This is a genomic window from Aquabacter albus (assembly GCF_040049275.1).
GTDB lineage: Bacteria > Pseudomonadota > Alphaproteobacteria > Rhizobiales > Xanthobacteraceae > Aquabacter.
Map to the genome: position 1 here is coordinate 397,177 of NZ_JBDZDT010000005.1, position 21,021 is coordinate 418,197.

Annotated in this window: 16 protein-coding genes and 1 riboswitch; of the genes, 7 read left to right on the forward strand and 9 right to left on the reverse strand. The window is 65.4% G+C overall.

Annotated elements, in window-relative coordinates; genetic code table 11:
* Nucleotides 1–17: 17 nt before the first annotated feature.
* From ABLE91_RS14675 to ABLE91_RS14695, 5 genes are all read right to left on the reverse strand, one after another.
* On the reverse strand, nt 18–698 hold the full coding sequence (locus ABLE91_RS14675) for a DUF3540 domain-containing protein (RefSeq protein WP_348931739.1): 681 nt from the start codon (nt 696–698) through the stop codon (nt 18–20).
* 106 nt (nt 699–804) lie between these two features.
* Entirely contained in the window at nt 805–3,450 is a 2,646-nt protein-coding gene (locus ABLE91_RS14680) for a type VI secretion system Vgr family protein (RefSeq protein ID WP_348931741.1), read from the reverse strand.
* 28 nt (nt 3,451–3,478) lie between these two features.
* Entirely contained in the window at nt 3,479–3,883 is a 405-nt protein-coding gene (locus ABLE91_RS14685) for a DUF4150 domain-containing protein (protein ID WP_348931742.1), read from the reverse strand.
* A gap of 1 nt (nt 3,884) precedes the next feature.
* Nucleotides 3,885–4,997: a pentapeptide repeat-containing protein gene (locus tag ABLE91_RS14690; RefSeq protein ID WP_348931744.1), complete on the reverse strand. Its 1,113-nt coding sequence runs from the start codon at nt 4,995–4,997 to the stop codon at nt 3,885–3,887.
* Nucleotides 4,990–8,130, reverse strand: coding sequence for a DUF2169 family type VI secretion system accessory protein (locus ABLE91_RS14695; protein ID WP_348931745.1), 3,141 nt, complete (start codon nt 8,128–8,130; stop codon nt 4,990–4,992). The genes ABLE91_RS14690 and ABLE91_RS14695 overlap by 8 nt, the downstream gene beginning before the upstream one ends.
* A 144-nt stretch (nt 8,131–8,274) precedes the next feature.
* A riboswitch (TPP riboswitch) is annotated at nt 8,275–8,410 on the forward strand.
* A gap of 89 nt (nt 8,411–8,499) precedes the next feature.
* Here ABLE91_RS14695 and thiC point away from each other — a divergent pair.
* Nucleotides 8,500–10,347, forward strand: a complete 1,848-nt coding sequence (thiC, locus tag ABLE91_RS14700) for a phosphomethylpyrimidine synthase ThiC (protein ID WP_348931747.1) — start codon at nt 8,500–8,502, stop codon at nt 10,345–10,347.
* A 96-nt stretch (nt 10,348–10,443) separates the two neighbouring features.
* On the opposite strand, the gene ABLE91_RS14705 is transcribed toward thiC, so the two are convergent.
* Nucleotides 10,444–13,299 carry a DUF4114 domain-containing protein gene (locus tag ABLE91_RS14705; protein WP_348931749.1) on the reverse strand — a complete coding sequence of 952 codons (2,856 nt, stop codon included), beginning with the start codon at nt 13,297–13,299 and terminating at the stop codon, nt 10,444–10,446.
* A 176-nt stretch (nt 13,300–13,475) separates the two neighbouring features.
* Nucleotides 13,476–14,177: a metal-dependent hydrolase gene (locus ABLE91_RS14710; protein WP_348931751.1), complete on the reverse strand. Its 702-nt coding sequence runs from the start codon at nt 14,175–14,177 to the stop codon at nt 13,476–13,478.
* A gap of 137 nt (nt 14,178–14,314) precedes the next feature.
* On the opposite strand from ABLE91_RS14710, the gene ruvX reads away from it, so the two are divergent.
* Both ruvX and ABLE91_RS14720 read left to right on the forward strand, forming a co-directional pair.
* On the forward strand, nt 14,315–14,827 hold the full coding sequence (gene ruvX / locus ABLE91_RS14715; RefSeq protein ID WP_348931752.1) for a Holliday junction resolvase RuvX: 513 nt from the start codon (nt 14,315–14,317) through the stop codon (nt 14,825–14,827).
* A 129-nt stretch (nt 14,828–14,956) separates the two neighbouring features.
* Nucleotides 14,957–15,895, forward strand: a complete 939-nt coding sequence (locus ABLE91_RS14720; protein ID WP_348931754.1) for an AEC family transporter — start codon at nt 14,957–14,959, stop codon at nt 15,893–15,895.
* 4 nt (nt 15,896–15,899) lie between these two features.
* Here the strand turns inward: ABLE91_RS14720 and ABLE91_RS14725 are convergent, their stop codons facing one another.
* Complete coding sequence (locus tag ABLE91_RS14725) at nt 15,900–16,382, reverse strand: hypothetical protein (RefSeq protein ID WP_348931756.1); 483 nt, start codon at nt 16,380–16,382, stop codon at nt 15,900–15,902.
* Between the two features lie 261 nt (nt 16,383–16,643).
* Between ABLE91_RS14725 and ABLE91_RS14730 the strand changes: the two genes are divergently transcribed.
* Genes ABLE91_RS14730 through dprA form a run of 4 tightly spaced genes read left to right on the forward strand, consistent with a single transcriptional unit; the run spans nt 16,644 to nt 20,669 of the window.
* Entirely contained in the window at nt 16,644–17,591 is a 948-nt protein-coding gene (locus ABLE91_RS14730) for an aspartate carbamoyltransferase catalytic subunit (RefSeq protein ID WP_348931758.1), read from the forward strand.
* Complete coding sequence (locus ABLE91_RS14735; RefSeq protein WP_348931759.1) at nt 17,584–18,897, forward strand: dihydroorotase; 1,314 nt, start codon at nt 17,584–17,586, stop codon at nt 18,895–18,897. Before ABLE91_RS14730 ends, ABLE91_RS14735 begins: the two co-directional genes overlap by 8 nt.
* 24 nt (nt 18,898–18,921) lie before the next feature.
* Nucleotides 18,922–19,560 (forward strand): glycerol-3-phosphate 1-O-acyltransferase PlsY, encoded by a 639-nt coding sequence (gene plsY / locus ABLE91_RS14740; protein ID WP_348931761.1) that lies wholly within the window; start codon nt 18,922–18,924, stop codon nt 19,558–19,560.
* On the forward strand, nt 19,557–20,669 hold the full coding sequence (gene dprA, locus ABLE91_RS14745; RefSeq protein ID WP_348931763.1) for a DNA-processing protein DprA: 1,113 nt from the start codon (nt 19,557–19,559) through the stop codon (nt 20,667–20,669). Before plsY ends, dprA begins: the two co-directional genes overlap by 4 nt.
* Nucleotides 20,670–20,671: 2 nt before the next feature.
* Here the strand turns inward: dprA and ABLE91_RS14750 are convergent, their stop codons facing one another.
* Nucleotides 20,672–20,869: a hypothetical protein gene (locus ABLE91_RS14750; protein WP_348931765.1), complete on the reverse strand. Its 198-nt coding sequence runs from the start codon at nt 20,867–20,869 to the stop codon at nt 20,672–20,674.
* Nucleotides 20,870–21,021: the final 152 nt, after the last annotated feature.

Consider the following 21,021-nt stretch of genomic DNA (forward strand, 5'->3'; position numbering starts at 1 on the left):
GTTCGCCTGGCCCATCCTCAACCGACCGTCACGCGCTTGCCGTCGAACCGCAGGTCCTCCTTGGCGGTCATGACGGACGTGTGCGCCGTTTGGGTCGAGACCTGCTCGATGGTCTGCACCAGCATGCCGACATCACTGACATCGGCCCCCTTGACGTGCGTGGTCCGGTTCCCGGCCTGGACCGACACGTGATCGGCAGCCGTCTCGCTGCGATGCGCCGTGGACTGCAGGATGTCCGCGACGAAGGCCACCATCTGGCCCACGAGGCTGAAGGATTTGGTGAGGATATGCACGCGCTCGCCCTGGAGGGTCGTCTCCCGGCCCTGTAGGCCGATGCGGTCGGTGGCGTTCAGCGCAAGGTCCGGGGCGGAGACCACGAGGCGCTTTGCCTGAGGCACGGAGAGCGTCATCACATCGGGAAGCAGACGGTCGAGAATGGCCAACACGAAGGCCTCGCCATCGACACGCGCCAACAGGACCTTGTCGCCGACAGCAGGCTCCAGAAGGCAGCTGAGACTGCGCACCGCCCAAACCGTGTCATCGCCAACGGCCACGGCGAACCTGCCCCCGTCGATCTCGACGATCTTGCCCTGCACGAGCCCCTCGCCGGCGCCCCCCGTGGTGGCCATCCGCATGCCGTCCCGATTTTCGGAAGCGGCAAGACCGACATCCGGTCGCTCCAATGCCCTGTTTGCCATGAATGCCTTCTGTTTATTCAGGCCGTGAACGGGTCACGGTTCGATGCCGCGAAGAGGGCCGGCCGTGTCCATCGGGACGGCGACCAGACCCTCATCGCCACGCTGCTCAGGCAAAGAGGCTGAGGATGCGCATCGTGGTCGACATGCTCCCCGCATTTGCCTGCACTGCATGATTTTGCACCGAAGCCGCGATATTCTCAGAGGCCATCGCGAAGCCGCCCGCCCGGATGGCGGACACCAGATTGCTGATCGTGGCGACGTTGGCCTCGGCTCCGGCAGAGATATAGGTGCAGGCCGCCTTCAGCTTCGTTTCCACCGTCTTCATCTTCAGGTCGGGACCGCCGGCCACCTTCAGCGTCGGGCCGAACACGAAGTCCACCTTGATACCCATGATGAAGTCCGCCTTCGATCCTATGGTGATCGTGGAGGCGAGGCCCAGCGTCAGGGTGTTTACGCCCGACAACTGGACGGTCTGCGAAAGCGACATCTTCCAGGTAAACTCAAAACCGTAGAAGTACGTTTTGGATGTGCCTTGCGTGTATTTCGTCGTTTGCCCGTAGATCCAGTCGTAGGTATCGCCTTCCGACTTTGTGGTCACGGTATTGTAGGCATGGATCATGATGTCTGCCGGACTGGAGGAGTTGCCTCCAGTTATCGTCAGACCGTTCAGCGCGGTTAATTTATATTGACCATTATCGACGGTATGCGTGGAATCTCCGGTTTCGGTTTTCGTCGTATGGCCGGCGCCAAATCGCATGAGGCCGGCCTGCTTGACGTAGATATCCAGATTGGATTCCGAGAACAGCAATATGCCGTCGTGACTTGGCGTCACGGTCGTCGCCGTTACCTTCGATTGCGTCTTTGCCGTCTTGGAGGATGACGCTTTTTCACCGTAGGGGTCATCTTCATTCTTATTGCCCTGATCGGTCTGCGCGACGGTGGACGTCGTATATGTCAGCCCAGATCCAGCGCTGCTATCGGACGGATTGTTCGACGCATCCGTGGGCGCAGTCCCGAGGCGCAGATACGAGCCCGCCGGTGCATCAGACGTTGCCGTCGCGGGCGGCGGCGCATCGGTGACCTGCTTTGGCACATCAAGCCGGATGTAACGCGGGGTCGGCGGAGGCGGGCTCGACGTCTGCGTGCTCGGCGTGCCGTCGTTCAACTCCATCAGCAAGCCGCCGGTGGTGCGGAGCCGATTCACGGTCGGGCTGCTGCTGCTGACCGGATCGGTGTTCACGCTGTTGAACGCCGCGCCGAGAATGATAGGCCGGTCGGGGTCGCCGTTTACGTAACCGACCAGAACCTCGGTATTGTTCACGAGCGGAAAATGCATGCCGCTGACGACGCTTTCGGTCATCGAGCCGGCATAGGGCTGCGCCTGGCGCACCGGCGCGCTGCCCTGTCCGGGCGAGCTTTTGTTCGCCGCCTCGTTATAGACAAGCCCGACGCGATAGCGGCCGGAAGAATCCATCACCGCGCGCTTGGGCGGATTGTTCGTGGTCGTGCCGTCGGCATTGGTGGTGGAGGTGCCAGCAGCCTGCACGAACGCATTGAATACGCCGGACATGACCGGCCGGGGCGTCACGCGCTTCGGCCGGAAGGTCTGGGTTTTCTTAATCGCGGTAAAGCTGTTGCGGTACGGCATCGTCGGATAGTTGGCGCTGTATCCAAGCGGCCCCCGCTTGCCCGCCTCGTGCCGCGCCGTCAGGATGATGTATTCCGTGTTGTAAGAGCTTATGGTGTGGGACGTGAGCGTGAAAGTCCGGCCCGCACACAGAGAGGCCATCGTACTTTCGCATTCGAATACGGAACTCTGCCACGCCTCTTCCTGAGCGCGGATGGCAACCAGCTTGTCGCCGTCATCGGTGGTTGAATAATTGTCGCCGTACTCGACGATGGCGCCGATGCCCGTTTCCGTGGGGCTGCGAACCAGCAGGTCCGTGAAGGGCGCGCTTTCACTGAAATCGCGCAGGTTGAACTGCTGGAGCGTCGGCCGCGCGATGTTCTCAAGCGAAGTGACCGACGTCTCGCTGCCGGTGGCGCCGGACGGGACACCGACCGTGGTTGTCGCGGGCTTGAACGTCCAGGTGGCCGGGCTGCTTAACGGGAAAGCCGAATTGTCAGAGGCGACAAGGACGGTATCTGTCGCATTCTGTTTTCCCGAGCTGTCGGTGCAGACATTGCATTTGAAAATATAGAAAATTCCGAAATGCTCGCACGTACGTGAAAAGAACTGGAAGTCGCTTTCATTGTACTTTGTGATATTCGTTCTTGGAAACGTACCCGCCTGGATGGAATCGTGAATGGTGAAGTCCACGGTGACGCCGCGGTCAGTCACCGTCGCGCCTGAGGAAATGGTTCCATCAAGAGTTTTCTGGATAACGGTCTTGACGTCGTAAGCGCTGTCGGTCGCGAAAACCTCGTTCTGGCGGGTGCGATCCAGCAGTGCGAGACGCGGCCCCAGTACAACGGCATAAGCGTAGTTGCTATCAACCTTGTTCAGGACCCGGAACTCAACAACAACACCGCCGATGGTCCGGCCCAGGTTGTTCTGGCACACCCGGAAATAACCTGACTTTCCCACCAGCTTGTCGGATGTATAATCTTCCGCGCTAATGAAAAACGCCTCCAGCCTGAAGGGCATGGAGACACCCTCATCCATGTAATACGCTTCGCATTCCAGCGCAGTGATGGGGACCGAAAGGCTATCGTCATTGATTGTGAGCTGGAGCTCAAGAGACACGGACATGGCTTTATTCCTGACGAGAGTTCCAGGGTCAGCGCATTGACATCATTATCACTTCAGAGGGCGCAATTTTGACCCCCGGCGCGTTCGGGCAAATCCCGTTCTGCTTGGTCGGCGTGGTCAATTTGGTGGCAGGGGCAACGCCGACGATCAAGTTGGTGGAGCCAAAGGCGGGCGCGGAGGTCAGCGCATCGGTCTGGGATACCATGCCCATGAGCACGCCGGCATTGTCGCCCATGGAGAGGGGCGTCATCGTCATCATGTTGTGCGCCGGCATGCACATCACCAGCACCTTGGTCTGCGACGGCACGGCGGTCGGGGCCATGGCGATGTTCGGATAGGGAATGGGCACCACCACAGGACCCACTGGGGTCTTGCAGACATCGGGAAACCCAAAATCCATGGCCGGCAGCGGCCCTTGCGACATCACGAACATCTCACCCCTCCCCCTCAAACCGAGGCACGTTCTGCGGCACATAAAGTTCCGCCACCGCCTTGACCGGGTCCGTCCCTAGCACGTTTCCCGACGTCCCCAGCTGCAACATGCCCTGGGTGGACGCGCGATGAACATCCGTTTGCAGGAAACGCACGCCCGAAGCATCCGCACCATCGAGCCGCATCTGCGCCAGCTGGGCATACGCCATGTTGGCATTGGTAAAGCGGGCGCCGGGCGCCTGGGCGCCCGTCATCACCGCCATTTCGAGATTGGCGCCAGAGAAGTCCGCGCCCCCGAGGCGCGCGTCCTGGAAATTGGTGTTCGTCAGCCGGGCATCAGCGAATTGCGCGCCGGTGAGGTCGGATTTGGAGAAGAAGGCACTGGGCGCCGTCACGCCGGTGAAGTTCGCGCCGGGGGCCGTGCACTGCATGAAGAAGCTGCCGGAGAGATCCATCCCGGCGAGATTGGCCTCGGCGAGGTTTCCGCCCATGAGGTTGCAGCGGGACAAAGTGGTTGTCGTCAGGTCCCGGCCCGAGAGGTCCGCATCGACAAACAGCGAGACGTCGCAGGCGAGACCCTCGATGTTGGATTCGCGCAGGTCCGCATCGGTCACGATGAACCGCCGTGCGGTCACGCCGGACAGATCGATCCGGGCCACCAAGCATTTCATCAGAACCGTCCCGTCAATCCTGGCGCTCGTGAAGCGGGCGTCGGAGAGATCGCTGGTCAGGATGTTCACCACGTTCATCTCGGCGCCGGTGAACCGCGCCCTGGGCATCTTGCATCCGACGAAACTGGCCGTCTTCAGCACGGCGCCCTCGAAGCTCGCTCCGGTCAGGTCGCAATCCACGAAAGTGGTCCCATCCAGGGTCGCGGAGCGAAACACGGCGGCCGAAAGATCGCACTGCAGGAACTGCGCGGAGCGCAGGACAGCGCCGTCGAACCGCGCGCCCTTGAAGGACGTCTCCATGATGTTGGCGGAGCACAAGCCTTCGGTGCCGCTCCAGTCGGTCAGCGCAAAATCCCCGCCCCGATAAGGCAGGCCGCACCGCGCGTGAGCGAGCAGATCCTCGCGGGCCGCGTCCGCGGCGGCGGCGGAAACCATCTCATGCATGGACCGTCTCCAAGTCGAGCGGCGATCTCGCGAGATGGGCGCCTGTCAGGTCCGCAGCCATGAGGTCCGCATCGGTCAGATCCGCTCCGAAGAGGTTCGCGCCCTGGAACCGGGCACGTTTGAGGATGGCGCGGTGCAGCTGCGCCTCCATGAGCTGCGCGCCGATGAAGTCCGCATTGGCGAGGTTCGCTGAATCGAGGATGGAGCGCCGAAGGGATGCGAGGTGGAAATCCGCACCCTCCATCTGCCCTTCGCTGAACATGCTGCGGTCGCAGATGGCCCGCCGGAATCTCGCTCCCGTCAGATCGGCGCCGAAGAAGCCCGCGTCGCTGACAAATCCCTCTGAGAAGTCCGCACCGGCAAGCTTCGCGCCCCCAAGGAACGAGGAACCGCGCACATCCGCCCCGACCGCAGACAATCCAGGCGCCGTAAGCTTCAGGAAGGCGCAGCGATCAAGAAACGCGCCGTCGATATGCGCGTCCGTCAGATCCGCCTCCAGGACCTGGCATTCGCGCAGCGTCGCCCGCTCGAAGCGGGCTCCGATCGCCGTTATCCGCATCATGATCGATCCTTCGAAGCGGGCCTCCGAGAAGTCAGCCCCCGAAAAATCGACATCCATGAACTGCGTCCCGGCGAACTTGGCGCGCCGCGCGCTCGCACCGGCAAAGCTTGCTTCGAGGATCATGGTGTTGGAGAGCTGCGTGCCATCCAAGCGCATGCCCCGCCCGTTCACGCTCGAAAGGTTCGCACCCGTGAGCTGCGCATCGGAGAAATCGGCATATTCGAGCCGCGCTTCGGTCAGCGTCGCTTTGGTGAGGTTCGCCCCGCAGAGCCGGGCATTGGCGAGGTTCGCCCGTTCAAGGTAAGCGCCGGAGAGATCGAGGCCGGACAAATCGGCTCCCGCGAGATCCACCCCGGCCAGATCGCGCCCCGCCAGGGACAGGCCGGCCCGGATATGCTCCAGCACGCTGTCACCAAACCGCTTGCTGATGCGCAGCGGCATGGGGATATGCGGAAAGCCCGCCTTTAGCGACATGAGCCGCACCGTCGCCATGCTCTCCGTGAGGCGGACCTCCGCTTCGTCCAGCTGGCGGTTGAGTTCTTCCAGCTGGGTCGTCACCTGGGTGTTGGCATCCCCAAGGCCGGGCGAGCCGCCTGCAGGCGCCAGCGACATCTTCCCGATTTCGGCAAGCAGCGCATCCACGGGGCTCCCGCCGCCCGCCGCGGCAAGGCCGGGCAAACTCTGCGAGATCTGCGCGTTGGCGGCTGCCATCTTCTGCTTGGATTCCGCGACGAAGTCCGGCGAAACGGCCGGATCGCTCAGCAGATCGTCGAGCAGCGCCGAGACCTGAGTGTTGGAAGGCGCCGGTGGTTCCCGCGATGCGCCGTCGGCCAAATCGGGAAGGTCCGGCGCGGGGCGGCCGGCGACCTCGGCAATGGCGGCACGCGCCTCGGCAAACGGACTGCTTTCGGGCAGCTGGAGGAAGCGCGCCTTGGCCTCGGCCAGCAAGGTCTCATCGTCGCCCTTCAAGCCCTCCACCAGGAGGGCCCGCCAGTCGCGGATACGCTCGGCGTCGGCCTCCATGTCTGCGGGAGACGATCCATCGCCTGTTTCATCCAGCGGCGGCATTTCGATCTGCGCGAACGCCTTGTCGAGGCCGCTGCCAAGATCGCTGCCGACAAGCGGGGTGATGGACGCGAGCAGTGCATCCACCTCCTTGGTCCCGGCACCGGGCGCATTCATGGCCTTCATGGCCTCGATCACCGGCATTCCCAGCTCGGTGACGCGGCGAATCTCCTCGTCCGACTTCGCTTTCTGCTCTTCCACGATATCGAGCATGTCGCCGAGATCGAAATCGCCCTCGGCGAGCTCTTCGGGTGTTGGAAAAGGCAGAAGGATCGGCGGCTCATCCGAGCCGGGCGGAGGAGGACGCAGGGCCTCCGGCAGCCCCACCTCGTCCAGCATGCGGGTGGTGGCGAAAGCCATCATCTCCGCGCGCTTTGCCGCGCTTTGTTGCGCCAGCGCCATGCGCGCGGCCTTGCGCCGGGCCTCGTCGGCGGGATCACGCGGGGGGGAGAGCTGCCACTCGGAGAAAGCGTAGCGAAGCGCCGTCTCGGGATCGCAGCGCAGGCGGCGCACCTCGGCATAGTGCTCAATGGGACGGGGGGGCTCGCCGAGCCGCTCATAGGCCAGCATGACGTCGCTGACGTCCTTGCCCTGGATATCCGCCACCGGCGCGACACCGTGCCAGACAAGGATGCCGCGCCGCGCTCCGGCCACCAGCCACACCGTATCGAGAGCGAGGGTCATCTCGCTCCATTTTCCATCGTTCTGGCCGATGAAGGCGCGCGGCACCACACCGGGCAGCCGGCCTTCGATCACCGGCGTCTTGGCCGAGAAATTGTGGAGGGTGTAGGGCTCGTCGCCGGTCAGATACGTGGGGAGGCGCTGCCCCTCCGGCGCTGTCATGAAGAAGTCGGGGTGGATGTCGTCGGCAAGCGCCGGGTAGACGTCGCGCACCCAGGCGGCATCATAGGTTCCCGCAAGACGCTGGCGCTGCGGGTCCATCACGTCCAGCGGCCCGAAGCCGGCAGGTGCCGGCAGGTCGTCGATGGCATGGATGAGCGTGTCGGGATTCTCGATATTGGGCAGTTGCACCGGCTCGCCCTTGCCGAGGAGATCCGGTGCCCCAAAGCCGAGGCCCGCAGCGTTGGCCGGGTGTCCCGGACCGCCGAAGGCGCGCTTGGGCGACAGCAGAAGCTCATCGAGAGGGCGGGGTTCGGTCGCGACGTAGCGCCCGTTCGCCACCGTCCACCAGCGATCGCCGAAGACGGCCAGGCGCTTGTGCATGCCGGCGATGCGGGCCTCCAGCAGCACCGCGTTGCTCTGCGGCGCCTGGATCTTGCCCGCGATGAGGATCTCGGCGCGCGGCTTGGGCATGCACGTGTCGAGAGCGCTGCCCTCCGGCAACGCCTCGGCCGCCATCAGCCAGAGCGACTGCTCGCCGTCGAGCTTGGAAGAATCAGCAAGATCGAACGCGGCGATCACCGAGGCCACGAATCGCGCGCCGTTCCGTCGCCGCTCGATCTTGTGGAGCAGCCCAAGCGTGCGCGGTTTGATGATTAAAGGCATTGAGACTTCTATACGGCTGAAAGGCTCCGGACCCCGCTTTCTAGAGGTGTGTCTTTACAGCCATGCGACGGCATCCCTCCCGGTGCCCCGCCAACGCATGCTGCACTGCAACGTTGACATGCCGGCGCACAATCCACAGTGTGAAGGAATTCCAAGGGGAGCCCTGCGAGGGGGCTGAGAGATCGCCTTCCGGAATGGTCGTCATGACCTCCGGCGCCGCGATGACCCTTCGAACCTGATCCGGGTCATGCCGGCGAAGGGATCGGAACAGCCTAAAGCCCTTGCGGTCTCCGCACGTGCTATGGCGCCCACCGTCTCCTGAAGCTCATCCCGGATCTCATTTGGAGCGCAAGCTTAAAGGAGATCCGTATGCTCGACGAAGCCTCGACCTCTTCCCTGAAAGTCACCACGGGGCCCCTGCCCTATTCCCGCAAAGTGCAGATTGCCAGCGCCCGCCCCGACGTGCAGGTGGCGATGCGCGAGATCATTCTCTCCGACAAGAATGAGCGGCCCGTGCGCGTCTACGACACGTCCGGCCCCTATACCGACCCGACCGCCCTCATCGACCTCACCAAGGGCCTGCCCGAGCTGCGCCGCCAGTGGGTGCTGGAGCGGGGCGATGTGGAAGAGGTGGAAGGCCGCGCGCAGAAGCCCGAGGATGACGGACTGAAAGCTGGACAGGTCAGCCACCTGCCCGCCTTCGACCGCACCGGCCGCAAGCCCCTGAGGGCCAAGGCCGGCAGGCGTCCGACCCAGATGGCCTATGCCCGCGCCGGCATCATCACCGCCGAGATGGAGTATGTGGCCGCGCGCGAAAACCTTGCGCGCGCCAATGGCGGCGCCCATCCCAACCACATGGCCATGGGCCTCGGCGCGGCGATCCCCACCGACATCACGGGCGAATTCGTGCGGCAGGAAGTGGCGCGCGGCCGCGCCATTATCCCCAACAACATCAACCACCTCGAAACCGAGCCCATGGCGATCGGCCGGAACTTCCTGGTGAAGATCAACGCCAATATCGGCAACAGCGCCGTCACCTCCGGCGTGGCTGAAGAGGTGGACAAGCTGGTGTGGGCCACCCGCTGGGGCGGCGACACGGTGATGGACCTGTCCACGGGCAAGAACATCCACACCATCCGCGAATGGATCATCCGCAACGCGCCGGTGCCCATCGGCACGGTGCCGATCTATCAGGCGCTGGAGAAGGTAAACGGCGTCGCCGAGGACCTCACCTGGGAAGTTTTCCGGGACACGGTCATCGAGCAGGCCGAGCAGGGCGTGGACTATATGACCGTCCATGCCGGCGTGCGGCTGCCCTACGTGCCGCTCACCGCCAACCGCGTCACCGGCATCGTCTCGCGCGGCGGCTCCATCATGGCCAAGTGGTGCCTCGCGCACCACAAGGAGAGCTTCCTCTACGAGCATTTCGAGGAGCTGTGCGAGATCTTCTCCTGGTACGACGTCGCCTTCTCCCTGGGCGACGGCCTCCGCCCCGGCTCCATCGCGGACGCCAACGACGCGGCCCAGTTCGCCGAACTGGAGACGCTGGGCGAGCTCACCGAGATCGCCTGGAAGTATGATTGCCAGGTGATGATCGAGGGCCCCGGCCACGTGCCCATGCACCTCATCCGCGAGAATGTGGAGAAGCAGCTCAAGATCTGCCACGAGGCACCGTTCTATACGCTCGGCCCGTTGGTGACCGACATCTCTCCCGGCTACGACCACATCTCCTCCGCCATCGGCGCGGCGATGATCGGCTGGTTCGGCACCGCCATGCTCTGCTACGTGACGCCGAAGGAGCATCTCGGCCTGCCCAACCGCGACGATGTGAAGGCGGGCGTCATCTCCTACAAGATCGCCGCCCACGCAGCGGATCTTGCCAAGGGGCACCCGGCCGCGCGCATCCGCGACGATGCGCTCTCCCGCGCCCGCTTCACCTTCCGCTGGCGCGATCAGTTCGCGCTTTCGCTGGACCCGGAGACGGCGGAGCAGTTCCACGACGAGACCCTGCCGGCCGAAGGCGCGAAGGTGGCGCACTTCTGCTCCATGTGCGGGCCGAAATTCTGCTCCATGAAGATCAGCCAGGAGCTGAAGATCGAGGCCGCCGACATCGCCAGTGCGGCAGCGGGCATGGACGAGATGTCCCGCAAGTTCCGCGAGGGCGGCGGCGAGATCTATCGCCCCGCCGACGATCTGGCGCCGCCGCCCTCGGCGTGAGGTGTACGGGACGGCACGTCATGGCCGGGCTTGACCCTGCCATGACGTGCCGCCGTCTTCCGCGAAGATCCCCGGGTCAAGCCCGGGGATGATGCCTCACACCAGGAAGCCCGTCCCCGCCGCACTGGTGAAGTCGAGCTGCACGACGAGGTCGTTGAAGTCGTGGTCGCCGCCGCCATAGAGGTCTTCCCAGCCCCAGGTGTTGAGGCCGTAATTCCAGATGTGGCCGACATGCTGGCCGTCCACCGTCTCGTTGGCGCCTGAGAAGGCCCAGAAGGTGTCGGTGCCGTTGGTGATGCGCATGGCGATCAGGTCGCCCGCATCCACATCCGCCAATTCTGTCTGGGCGAAGGCGCCATAGCCGGGGCCATGGATCCAGTCCCCGCCTGCGGTTGTCTTATAAGCATGTGCGAGGCTCGCCGCGTCATAGCCCGCCTGACCCGGCTGGAGACCGCTCACAGTGCCGGAATAATCGTCCACCTTATAGAACAGCACCGAAATGTCGTTCATGCCATTCTGGCGCAGGCGCACCACGACGTCCTGATCGTTCGCGCCCTCCGCGGTCTGGGCCACCGCCACCGCGCGGGCCACCTGGACGGCGCTGTCGGTGGCGTCCGAGACGAAATCCACGAAGCCGCCGGCGGATGAGAGCGTCGCCTGGGGCGTGCCGGTGGCTGTCCCGCCGATCACCACGGAAAGGCCTGCGCCAGCGGCGGCATGTGCGTCGACAACCGTACCCTGTGCGTACCGGTCATACATGGTCACCAGCTCGGAGGAGAAATCTGCCTGGAGCGATTGCTGTGCGAACTGGCTGGTCCACGCATAGGCGCCGCCGGCCGCGCCGGCGAAGCTGATGTCATGGCCACCGAGATCGAGACCGATGGTTGCATTCGAGCTGAGCATCGACTGGAACAGCAGGCTCTGGTCGATGGTGCTGGTCCAGCCGCCGGAGGTGTCGGTCAGCACGTCGGGCGTGTCAAAATAGTATTGGGCGGTGGCGATGGCCGAGAGCCCGCGCGCGAGCAGGAGGGCGTTGGGCGTGCCGAGGCCGGTGGCAAGGTCATAGCCCGGCCCTGCATGGTCCCCGAAGCCAGTGGGCGTGATGGGCAGGGGACTGCCGTAGGACTGGCTCACGATTGATCCGCCCTCGGCGAAGCTGGAAATATTATTGCCGAGCGTAATGTCGTTGAACGCCGCCGGGGTCGCCACAGCGGCCATGTAGAGCAGGTCATTGGCATAGCCGAGCCGCGGCAGGCCGATGGCTGAAAGCTCGGCGTTCAGGTGCGCGGTGAGCGAGGCCCAGAAGGGCGTCGCGGCGCTGGTGCCGTAATCATCCCAGATGCCGGCCATGGTCTGACCCGGCACCTTGTAGTCGATGCTGCCGCCAGCCAGGGCCGAGACATCAGGCGTGCCGCGCCCCTGCTCATGGAGGGGATCGGCGGTGAAAGGCGTCAGCCCGTAAGCGAGTTGGTACCAGGGCGTCGGCTGCGTCGGGTCCGCGCCGCCGGAGCCCGCATTGTTGACGTAATAGCCGGGGTTCAGCATGGCGCCGGCCAGATAGTAGGAATTCCACACCGTCTCGATGAAGGTCGTGTCGACGGAAGTGGGGTCGGTGGGAAGGCCCACCATGCCCCCCGAGACGAGCTGCCAGATGGTCGCGAGGTTGCCCGCCGCCACCTGCTCCACGATCTCCCTTACGGTCGTGTCGTGGTTCGCCATGTCGGGGGTTTCCAGCGACGTGCCGCCCACCAGCACGCCATAGGGGCTGGTATAGGTGGTGTACTGGTTGGTGATGCCGTTCCCCACCTGGTCGCCCGAGCCGCCGTCGCCATTGGCCGAGAACACCGAGATGTTGCGCAGCATCGCGTCCACGAAGAGCTGGCTGGTCGCCTCATAGAAAGGCGAATCCGGGTTCGGCATCTGGAGATCGCCGAAGGAGGAGGAGATCACGCCCGGATTGTGCAGCAGGTCCCAGAATGCCTGCTGATAGCCCGTGAAGCTGGAGAAATAGGAATTGCCGTTCTGGCCCGACCCCACATAGAGGCCGATGGTGCTGCCCGGGGCCGCCGAGGTGACGACGCCCACGTCCAGCGAGCGCTCCCCGGCCGAGTTGTCATAATACTGCCCGGCGCTGTTCTGGACGTAGAAGTGGCCGTCTGTGTCGATGCCCGCCGTGCGGCGATATTCGTTCAGAAGCTCCTGGAAGGTCTTGGTCGCATCGCTGGGCAAGGCGGTGCCGACGCCCGGTTCCAGAAGGCCGACCGTGCCCGTGTCCTGCGTCGCCCAGCCGACGGGGAAATTATAGAAGTTCCGGCCGATCTCGAAGGGAAACTGGTCAGGCCGCACAGTGGAATTGTTGCCCGGGCTCTGCGGGCCCTGTGGCAGCGTGACGGAGGCGCCGCCGGACAGGTCCGATGCGGCAGGTGCCGCATTGAAGTCGAACCACAGGCCCTTGACCCCCCACTCCTCGGGAAGCGAGAGGCTGCCGTTCCAGAACAGCAGGTCGGCATCATCCGCCGGGCCGGTCCGCAGCAGGTCGGTGCCGAACAAATCGTGGAAGGTCGCGTTGTCGAGGGAAAGCCAGATGGTGCGCGACGCAGCCGAGCTCACATAGCCCGTCACCCCCTGGGCGTCGCCGAGGAGGGTGAAGCCCCGGTTGGTGAGGTCGGTCACGACCTGGTTGTAGTGCGTCTCGTTCGCGCCGTAGGTGGACCACAGCGTCCCGTCCGCATTCATGTCGGCGAGGATTTTCTGCCGGGTCGCCCAATCGCTGTTGAGGAGCGCGGTCGGGTCGGTGGCGCGGTCGAGCACCAGCGCCACGTTGATCCCGGACCCTGTGTGCTCGATTTCGCCGGGTGTGATGCCGTAGGCCGCTTCGGGTGTCGTCGCGGTGGTGGACCTGTAGCTGGTGAAATCCAGGAAAGTGGAATTCGCGACCGTAACATTGGCCATATGCACAGCTCCCCAACCTACGCCTTAAGTGGAGCTAAACTTTAAGACGATTTTTTCGAACACAGAACGGTCTAAAAATCTGGAGGTACCAAGATATTGAATTCCCCAGCGGCCGGGCGCAGCCGGCCGCCTTCGGGATATGTCGTCATGGGTTCGGGAAGACGCAGGCTTGCCGCTCAAACCTCGAACGCGTCTCCGACGGACGGCACGATCACCTTGGTGGGGTGCCCTTCGAGCGCCGCCACGAAGCCGGAAGCGTCCTTAACCAGCGGCGGGAAGGAGGCATAGTGGCAGGGCACCACCGTCTCCACGTTCAGGAAGCGCCGTACGGCCAGCGCCGCCGTCTCCGGCCCCATGGTGAAGCGGTCGCCGATGGGCACGAAGGCGACCTTCGGCTTGTGGATCTCCGAGAGCAGCGCCATGTCCGAGAAGATGTCGGTGTCGCCGAGATGCCAGACCGCCGGCTCATTGGGTGCCTTAACGATGAGGCCGTTGGGATTGCCGAGATAGGTGGGGTTCGCCTCGCCGCCGCCGGAGGAATGGTCCGCGCGCACCATGGTGACGGTGAAGCCGTCCACCGGGATCGTGCCGCCGGTATTCATCATCTGCAGGCTCGTCAGCCCCTGCCCGCCCAGGAAGGCGCAGATTTCAGGGTTGGCCACCACCGGCACATCGCGTCCGGCACCCTTCACGATGTCGACGGTGTCGCCGATATGGTCGCCATGGCCGTGGGTGAGAAGCACATGGGTGACGCCGCGCACGGCGTCCTCCCGGTCCCCCTTGAAGGCGGGGTTGCCGGTGAAGAAGGGGTCGATCAGCACCACCTTGTCGGCGAATTCCAGACGGAAGGCCGCATGTCCGAACCAGGTGATCTTCATGGGATGTGCCTTTGAATAATCTTGATAGATGGGCGCGCGGGAGCATGCCGAAGGCCCTTGCACCACGCAACGCTTAGAGTTTGCGGGGCGTTCCGCTACGGCTCGCCCCGCATGGCCGGACATGGTAGCGAGGGATCATGACATCGGCCCCCTCGCCTGCCCCGGTCCTCACCCTGGCGGAACTCGTTCCCCATCTGCCGCCACGCGGGGCGCTGCTGGGCCTCGACCTCGGCACCAAGACCATCGGCGTTGCCGGTTGCGACCCGGACCGTAGGCTCGCCACCGTGATCGAGACGGTGCGGCGCACGAAATTCACCGCAGATGCGGAGCGGCTCGTCTTCCTGGCGAACGAACGCAAGGCGGTGGCCTTCGTGCTGGGCCTGCCGCTCAATATGGATGGGAGCGAAGGCCCGCGCGCCCAGGCGAGCCGCGCCTTCGCCCGCAATTTCGCGCGCCTCTCCGGCCGCCCCATCGCGCTCTGGGACGAGCGGCTTTCCACCGCCGCCGTGGAGCGCGCGCTGATCTCGGCCGACATGAGCCGCTCGAAGCGCGCGGCGGTGATCGATCAGCACGCCGCCGCCTTCATCCTGGAAGGGGCCTTGGATTTCCTCACCCGTGTCGCCGGGCAGGCGGCGGGGGACGAGGCATGAACATGGCGCCACGCGCGATTCGCGCGCGTTTCGATCCCCACCCGTTCCGCCGCCCGCCCATCGGCGTCCCATTTCGGGACAGCAAATACTCCCGCCCCGACTAAGCCCTATGTGAAGCCTCAGACTTCCATGTCCGTCATTTTCGATTCCCTCGTTCCGGTCGCCCTGCTCATTGCCCTGGGCTACGCGCTCCACCGCACGCTACTGCGGGACCCGAGCCATTGGTTCGGCATGGAGCAGCTCACCTATTTCGTGCTGTTTCCGGCGCTTTTGCTGATCTCGGGCATCCGCGCCGACCTGTCCAAGGTGAGCTTCGCTGGCGTCGTGGGCGCCTATGCCATCACGCTCACTTTGTTCTTCTTCTCGCTGCTAGCGATCCGCCCCCTGCTGGCCCAGCGGCTCGCCATATCGGGACCGGCCTTCACCTCCCTCTGCCAGGGGGTGCTGCGCTGGAATTCCTACATCGCCCTGGCCGTAGGCGATGGGCTGTTCGGGGCGGAGGGTGTCGCGGTCATGGCCGTGGCGCTGGTCTGCCTGATCCCCATGGTAAACGTGATGGTGGTATGGGTGCTCGCCCGCTATGCCAGCGCGAAGCCTCCGGGAATGGGAGAGGTGCTGCGCCAGCTCGCCCGCAACCCGCTTATCTGGTCCTGCGGTCTCGGCATGGGGATCAATGCGGCCGGCATCCATCTGCCGGCAGTGGTGCTGGAATTCACCGATATGCTGGGGCGCGCGTCGCTTGCGGTGGGGCTCCTGGTGGTGGGGGCCGGACTTACGTTGCGCAACCTCGCGCGGCCGCAGCTCATGACCTGGCTCGCAGTGGTGCTCAATCTGCTGATGAAGCCGGCATGCACGCTTGCCATCGGCTATGCGCTGGGCCTGCGCGGGCTGGAACTTACGGCAATCGCGCTGCTGGCCGCCGTTCCCTCCTCGCCGTCCGGCTATGTGCTGGCCCGGCAGATGGGCGGGGATGCGCCGTTGCTGGCGGAGATCCTGACCATTCAGATCCTGGTCTCCGCCGTCACGCTGCCGCTCGTCGCCATGGTGGCGACAGCGGTGGGGTCATAAAGCCTCAGCAGACGCCCCAATAGCCATATCCGCGGCCGTCCGTCTCATACCAGCAGCGGCCACGGGCGGGCACGCGGTAATAGGCCGGAGGGGCGGCGTAGCCCGGAGGCGCCACGTAATAGGCCGGCGGCGGTCCATAGGCCGGCGGAGGCGCATAAACCACCGGCGGCGGGGCGGTGGCTGCGGCGATGGCCGCGCCACCGATGATGCCGGCGGCAATGCCCGCGCCCACGGCGGCGCCATTGTTCCAGCCGCCGCAATTCCAGCAGCCCCGGCCCCAACCCGGACCGTAATAACCCACCTGCGTGACCCCGGACGGCGCCGTCTGGGCGGCCTGGAGGGCGCCCGTGCCGATGGACGCGGAAAAAGCGGGGGACGCGGCCGCCACGCCGAGCGCGGCGACGAAACCAAAGGCCGCAAGCTTCTTGGTGAGCATCACCATGATGTAAGTCTCCAGCAGCTTGCCGACCGTGTTAGACTTTTGCACGGCGTGCAAGACACATCGCCTTTTGGGTCACATCTGAACAAAGCCAAATTATGTCGCCCAATCGGCATTAACTATGTTCTTCGCCGTCTACTGAATGCGGTATGAACCAAACGTGGCCATAGCGTGCTGACTGCCCGCTTCATGGCGGCATTTGGTCTTCCGCACGGTTTCGGGCGAAATCGTTAAGAAAAACGCCCAAGCCCCAGACGCAGTTCCCCGCTTGCGGGGGACGGTGCTGTTCTTTAAAGGGTCGAGCTTGCCATGCATGCCCCCTCCCCCTTCACCCTCCATCGCCGAGACCTGATCGGCATCGAGGGCCTGTCCGCCGAGGAAATCCTCGGACTTCTGGATCTGTCGGAGGAGTTCGTCGACCTCAACCGACAGATCGAGAAGAAGCGCACCACGCTGCGCGGACGCACGCAGATCAACCTCTTCTTCGAGGCGTCCACCCGCACGCAATCATCCTTCGAGATCGCCGGCAAACGCCTCGGCGCGGACGTGATGAACATGTCGGTGAGCACCTCCTCCGTGAAGAAGGGCGAGACACTCATCGACACGGCCATGACGCTGAACGCCATGCACCCGGACATATTGGTGGTGCGCCACCATGCCTCCGGCGCCGTGGCGCTGCTGGCGCGCAAGGTGGATTGCTGCGTGGTGAATGCCGGCGACGGCGCCCACGAGCACCCGACCCAGGCGCTGCTGGACGCGCTGACCATCCGCCGCAACAAGGGCCGCATCCAGGGGCTCACGATCGCCATCTGCGGCGATGTCATGCATTCGCGGGTCGCCCGCTCCAACATGCTGCTGCTGTCGACGCTGGGCGCGCGGGTGCGGGTGGTTGCTCCCTCAAGCCTTCTGCCCTCAGGCATCGAGCAATATGGCGTCGAGATCCACCGCTCCATGGAGAGCGGACTGGAAGGCGCCGACATCGTCATGATGCTGCGCCTCCAGCGCGAGCGCATGGCCGGCTCCTTCATCCCCTCGGTGAAGGAATATTTCCATTATTTCGGCCTGGACGAAGCCAAGCTCCGGCGCGCCAAGCCCGACGCGCTGGTGATGCATCCCGGCCCCATGAACCGGGGCGTGGAAATCGACTCGGCCGTGGCGGACGGGCCGCAATCGCTGATCCGGGAACAGGTGGAGATGGGCGTCGCGGTCCGCATGGCGGTGCTCGACGTGCTGGCGCGGAAGCTTCCCAATGCGTGAGAACGGCCGCGGCTCCGAACCCCATCCTTTGATGCTGGTGAACGCCCGCATCGTCGACCCCTCGCGCGGCTCCGATTTCCACGGCGACGTGCTGCTCTCCGAGGGCATCATCCGCGACGCGGCGTTCGGCCTCGCGGCCGGCGGCGTTCCGGACGGCGCGGAGGTGGTGGACTGCAAGGGCGCCATCGTCGCCCCCGGCCTCGTGGACATGCGCGCCTTCGTGGGCGAGCCGGGCGCCGAGCATCGCGAGACGCTGGCCTCGGCGAGCCACGCGGCGGCTGCGGGCGGCGTCACCACCATCGTCTGCCAGCCGGACACCGACCCGCCGGTGGACGATCCGGCCATCGTCGACTTCATCCTGCGCCGGGCGCGCGACACGGCGGTGGTGCGCGTCCATCCCATGGCGACGCTCACCAAGGGCCTCAGGGGCGAGGAGATGACCGAGATCGGCCTACTCCAGGCCGCCGGCGCCGTGGCCTTCACCGACGGCGCGCGCTCCCTGGCCAGCGCCCAGGTGCTCCGGCGCGCGCTCACTTATGCCCGCGACTTCGACGCGCTCATCGTTCACCACACCGAGGACGCCACCATGTCCGGTGGCGCCATGAACGAGGGCGCCTTCGCCTCGCGCCTCGGCCTGCCGGGCAATCCCAAGGCGGCCGAAACCATCGTTCTGGAGCGGGACCTGCGGCTGGTGGCCGGCACGCGCGGGCGCTACCACGCCGCTTCGCTCACCTGCGAAGAATCGCTGGAGGTTCTGGCGCGGGCGAAGCAGGCCGGGCTTCCCGTCACCGCCTCCGCCAGCATCAACCATCTCTCCTTCAACGAGCTGGATGTCGGCCAGTACCGCACCTTCTTCAAGCTTTCCCCGCCTTTGCGCGGGGAGGATGACCGCAAGGCCCTGGTGCACGCGCTTTCGTCCGGCCTGATCGACGTGGTGGTCTCCGACCACAACCCGCAGGACGTGGAAGTGAAGCGCCTGCCCTTCGCCGAGGCGGAGCCGGGCGCCATCGGCCTTGAGACCCTTCTGTCGGCCGCGCTGCGGCTGGTGCATTCCGACGAGATTGACCTCGTGAACCTGCTGCGCGCGCTCTCCACCCGGCCCGCCGAGCTTCTCGGGCTAAGGGCGGGCACGCTGCGGCCCGGCGCGCCGGCGGACATCGTGGTGTTCGACCTCCACATGCCCTGGGTGCTCGATCCGACGCACCTGAAGTCTCGCTCGCGCAACACGCCGTTCGACGAAGCCCGGCTCACCGGCCGCGTCCTGCGCACCATCGTTGCCGGGCGCACCGTCTACGAATACGTTTAATTTGTACGTCTGACGGCGGCCCGCATGTCCTCCCTTTCCTGGTCCCTCTCGGTGCCGCTCGCCCTTGCAGCCGCCGTCTTCGGCTATCTGCTGGGCTCCATTCCGTTCGGCATCCTGATCACGCGGTTCGCCGGCACGGCCGATATCCGCACCATCGGCTCCGGCAATATCGGCGCCACCAACGTGCTGCGCACCGGGCGGAAGGACCTTGCGGCCCTCACCTTGCTGGGCGATGCGCTGAAGGGCACCGTCGCCGTGCTCATCGCGCGCTGGGCGCTGGGCGAGGAGGCGGCCCTGCTCGCCGGCCTCGGCGCGTTCGCGGGTCATCTCTGGCCGGTCTGGCTCGGCTTCAAGGGGGGCAAGGGTGTCGCGACATTTCTGGGTGTGACCCTCGCCTTGTTCTGGCCCGCCGCCATCGTCTTCGCCATCGCCTGGATCGCGATCGCGGCCGCGACGCGCTACTCTTCCCTCGCCGCTTTGGTCGCCTCGGTGGCGACACCGCTGAGCGCCTTCCTGCTCGGCGCGCCTGCGGCAGCCCTGCTGCTGGCCATTCTCGCCGTCCTGCTCTGGCTGAAGCATCGCGCGAACATTGCGCGCCTTATCAGCGGCACCGAAGGCCGTATCGGCAGCAAAGGCAGTCCGAAGAGCGACGCTGAGGGATGAGCCGGCGCGGCGCACGGCTCACCGATGCCCAGCGCCTCGACTGGCTGCGGCTGATCCGCACGGAAAATGTGGGGCCGCGCACCTTCCGCGCCCTCATCAACCAGTTCGGCGGCGCGACTGCCGCCCTTGACGCCCTGCCGGCGCTGGCCCGGCGCGGCGGGGGCTCCACCCCACCCCGCATTCCGAGCCGCACTGAGGCGGAAGACGAGAGCGCCGCCCTCGCACGCATGGGCGGCCGGTTCGTGGTCACCAGCGACGCCGACTACCCGCCCGCTTTGCGGCATCTCGACGATGCGCCGCCCGTCATCTGCGTGCGCGGCTCCGCCGCTCTGCTCGCGGCGCCGAAGATCGCCATCGTCGGCGCGCGCAACGCTTCCGCCGCGGGGCGGACCATGGCGGCCCGTCTCGCCCGCGATCTCGCGGCGGCGGGCTATGTGATCGTCTCGGGCCTCGCCCGGGGCATCGATGCCGCCGCCCATGCGGCGAGCCTCGATGCCGGCACCATCGGCGTGTTCGCCGGCGGCCTCGCGCGGCCCTATCCGCCGGAGAATATCGGGCTCATCGAGGAGATGGCCGAGAAGGGCGCGGTCCTCTCCGAGATGCCGCTCCTGTGGGAGCCGCGCGCCCGCGACTTCCCCCGGCGCAACCGCCTCGTCTCGGGCATGTCGCTGGGCGTGGTGGTGGTGGAGGCGGCGGAGCGCTCGGGCTCCCTCATCACCGCCCGGCTCGCCGCCGAGCAGGGACGCGAGGTGTTCGCCGTGCCCGGCTCCCCGCTCGACCCGCGGGCCGGCGGCACGAACCGCCTTTTGAAGACCGGCGCCGGGTTCGTGACCGAGGCGGACGACGTGATCGAGGCGCTTGCGCCGCTCCTCGCCCACCCTCGCCCCGATGATGTGGAGGCCCCCGTGTCGCCGCGCGATGCGGCCGATCCCCCTTCGGACACGGCCCGCGCCCGGATCGTGGAATTGCTCGGCCCCGTGCCCTCCTCTCTCGATGAGTTGGTCCGGCTGTCGGGTTCAAGCGCGTCCGAGGTGCAGATCGTCCTCCTCGAGCTGGATCTGGCGGGACGGCTGGAGCGGCAGGCCGGCGGCAAGGTGGCCCTGCGCTGAACTCAGCGCCCGCGGCGGGATACACCCTCCTCAGTCTCCGTCACGCTGCGGGCCTCCAGCCGGGTGATTTCCAGAAGATAAGCCAGGGTGGTAAGCTTGTGGTCGCGCGCCAGCTTCGACAGCTCGGCTGTCAGCGATGCGACATAGGCAGCAAATTCCGCCGCGTCGGCTTCTGCATCCGGAGCAGACCCACCGCACATGCTTTTGCTCCCTGACTCGATCTGAAATGCCGTACGATCCTCAGGGTTGCCGTGGCTTTATCAAGCTACTATAGGTTGTAATTGGCTGATCTTATGCCTTTAGCGGGCTTGCCGCCATGGATTTGACAGGCCAGCCTTCGCACCCCATGTTG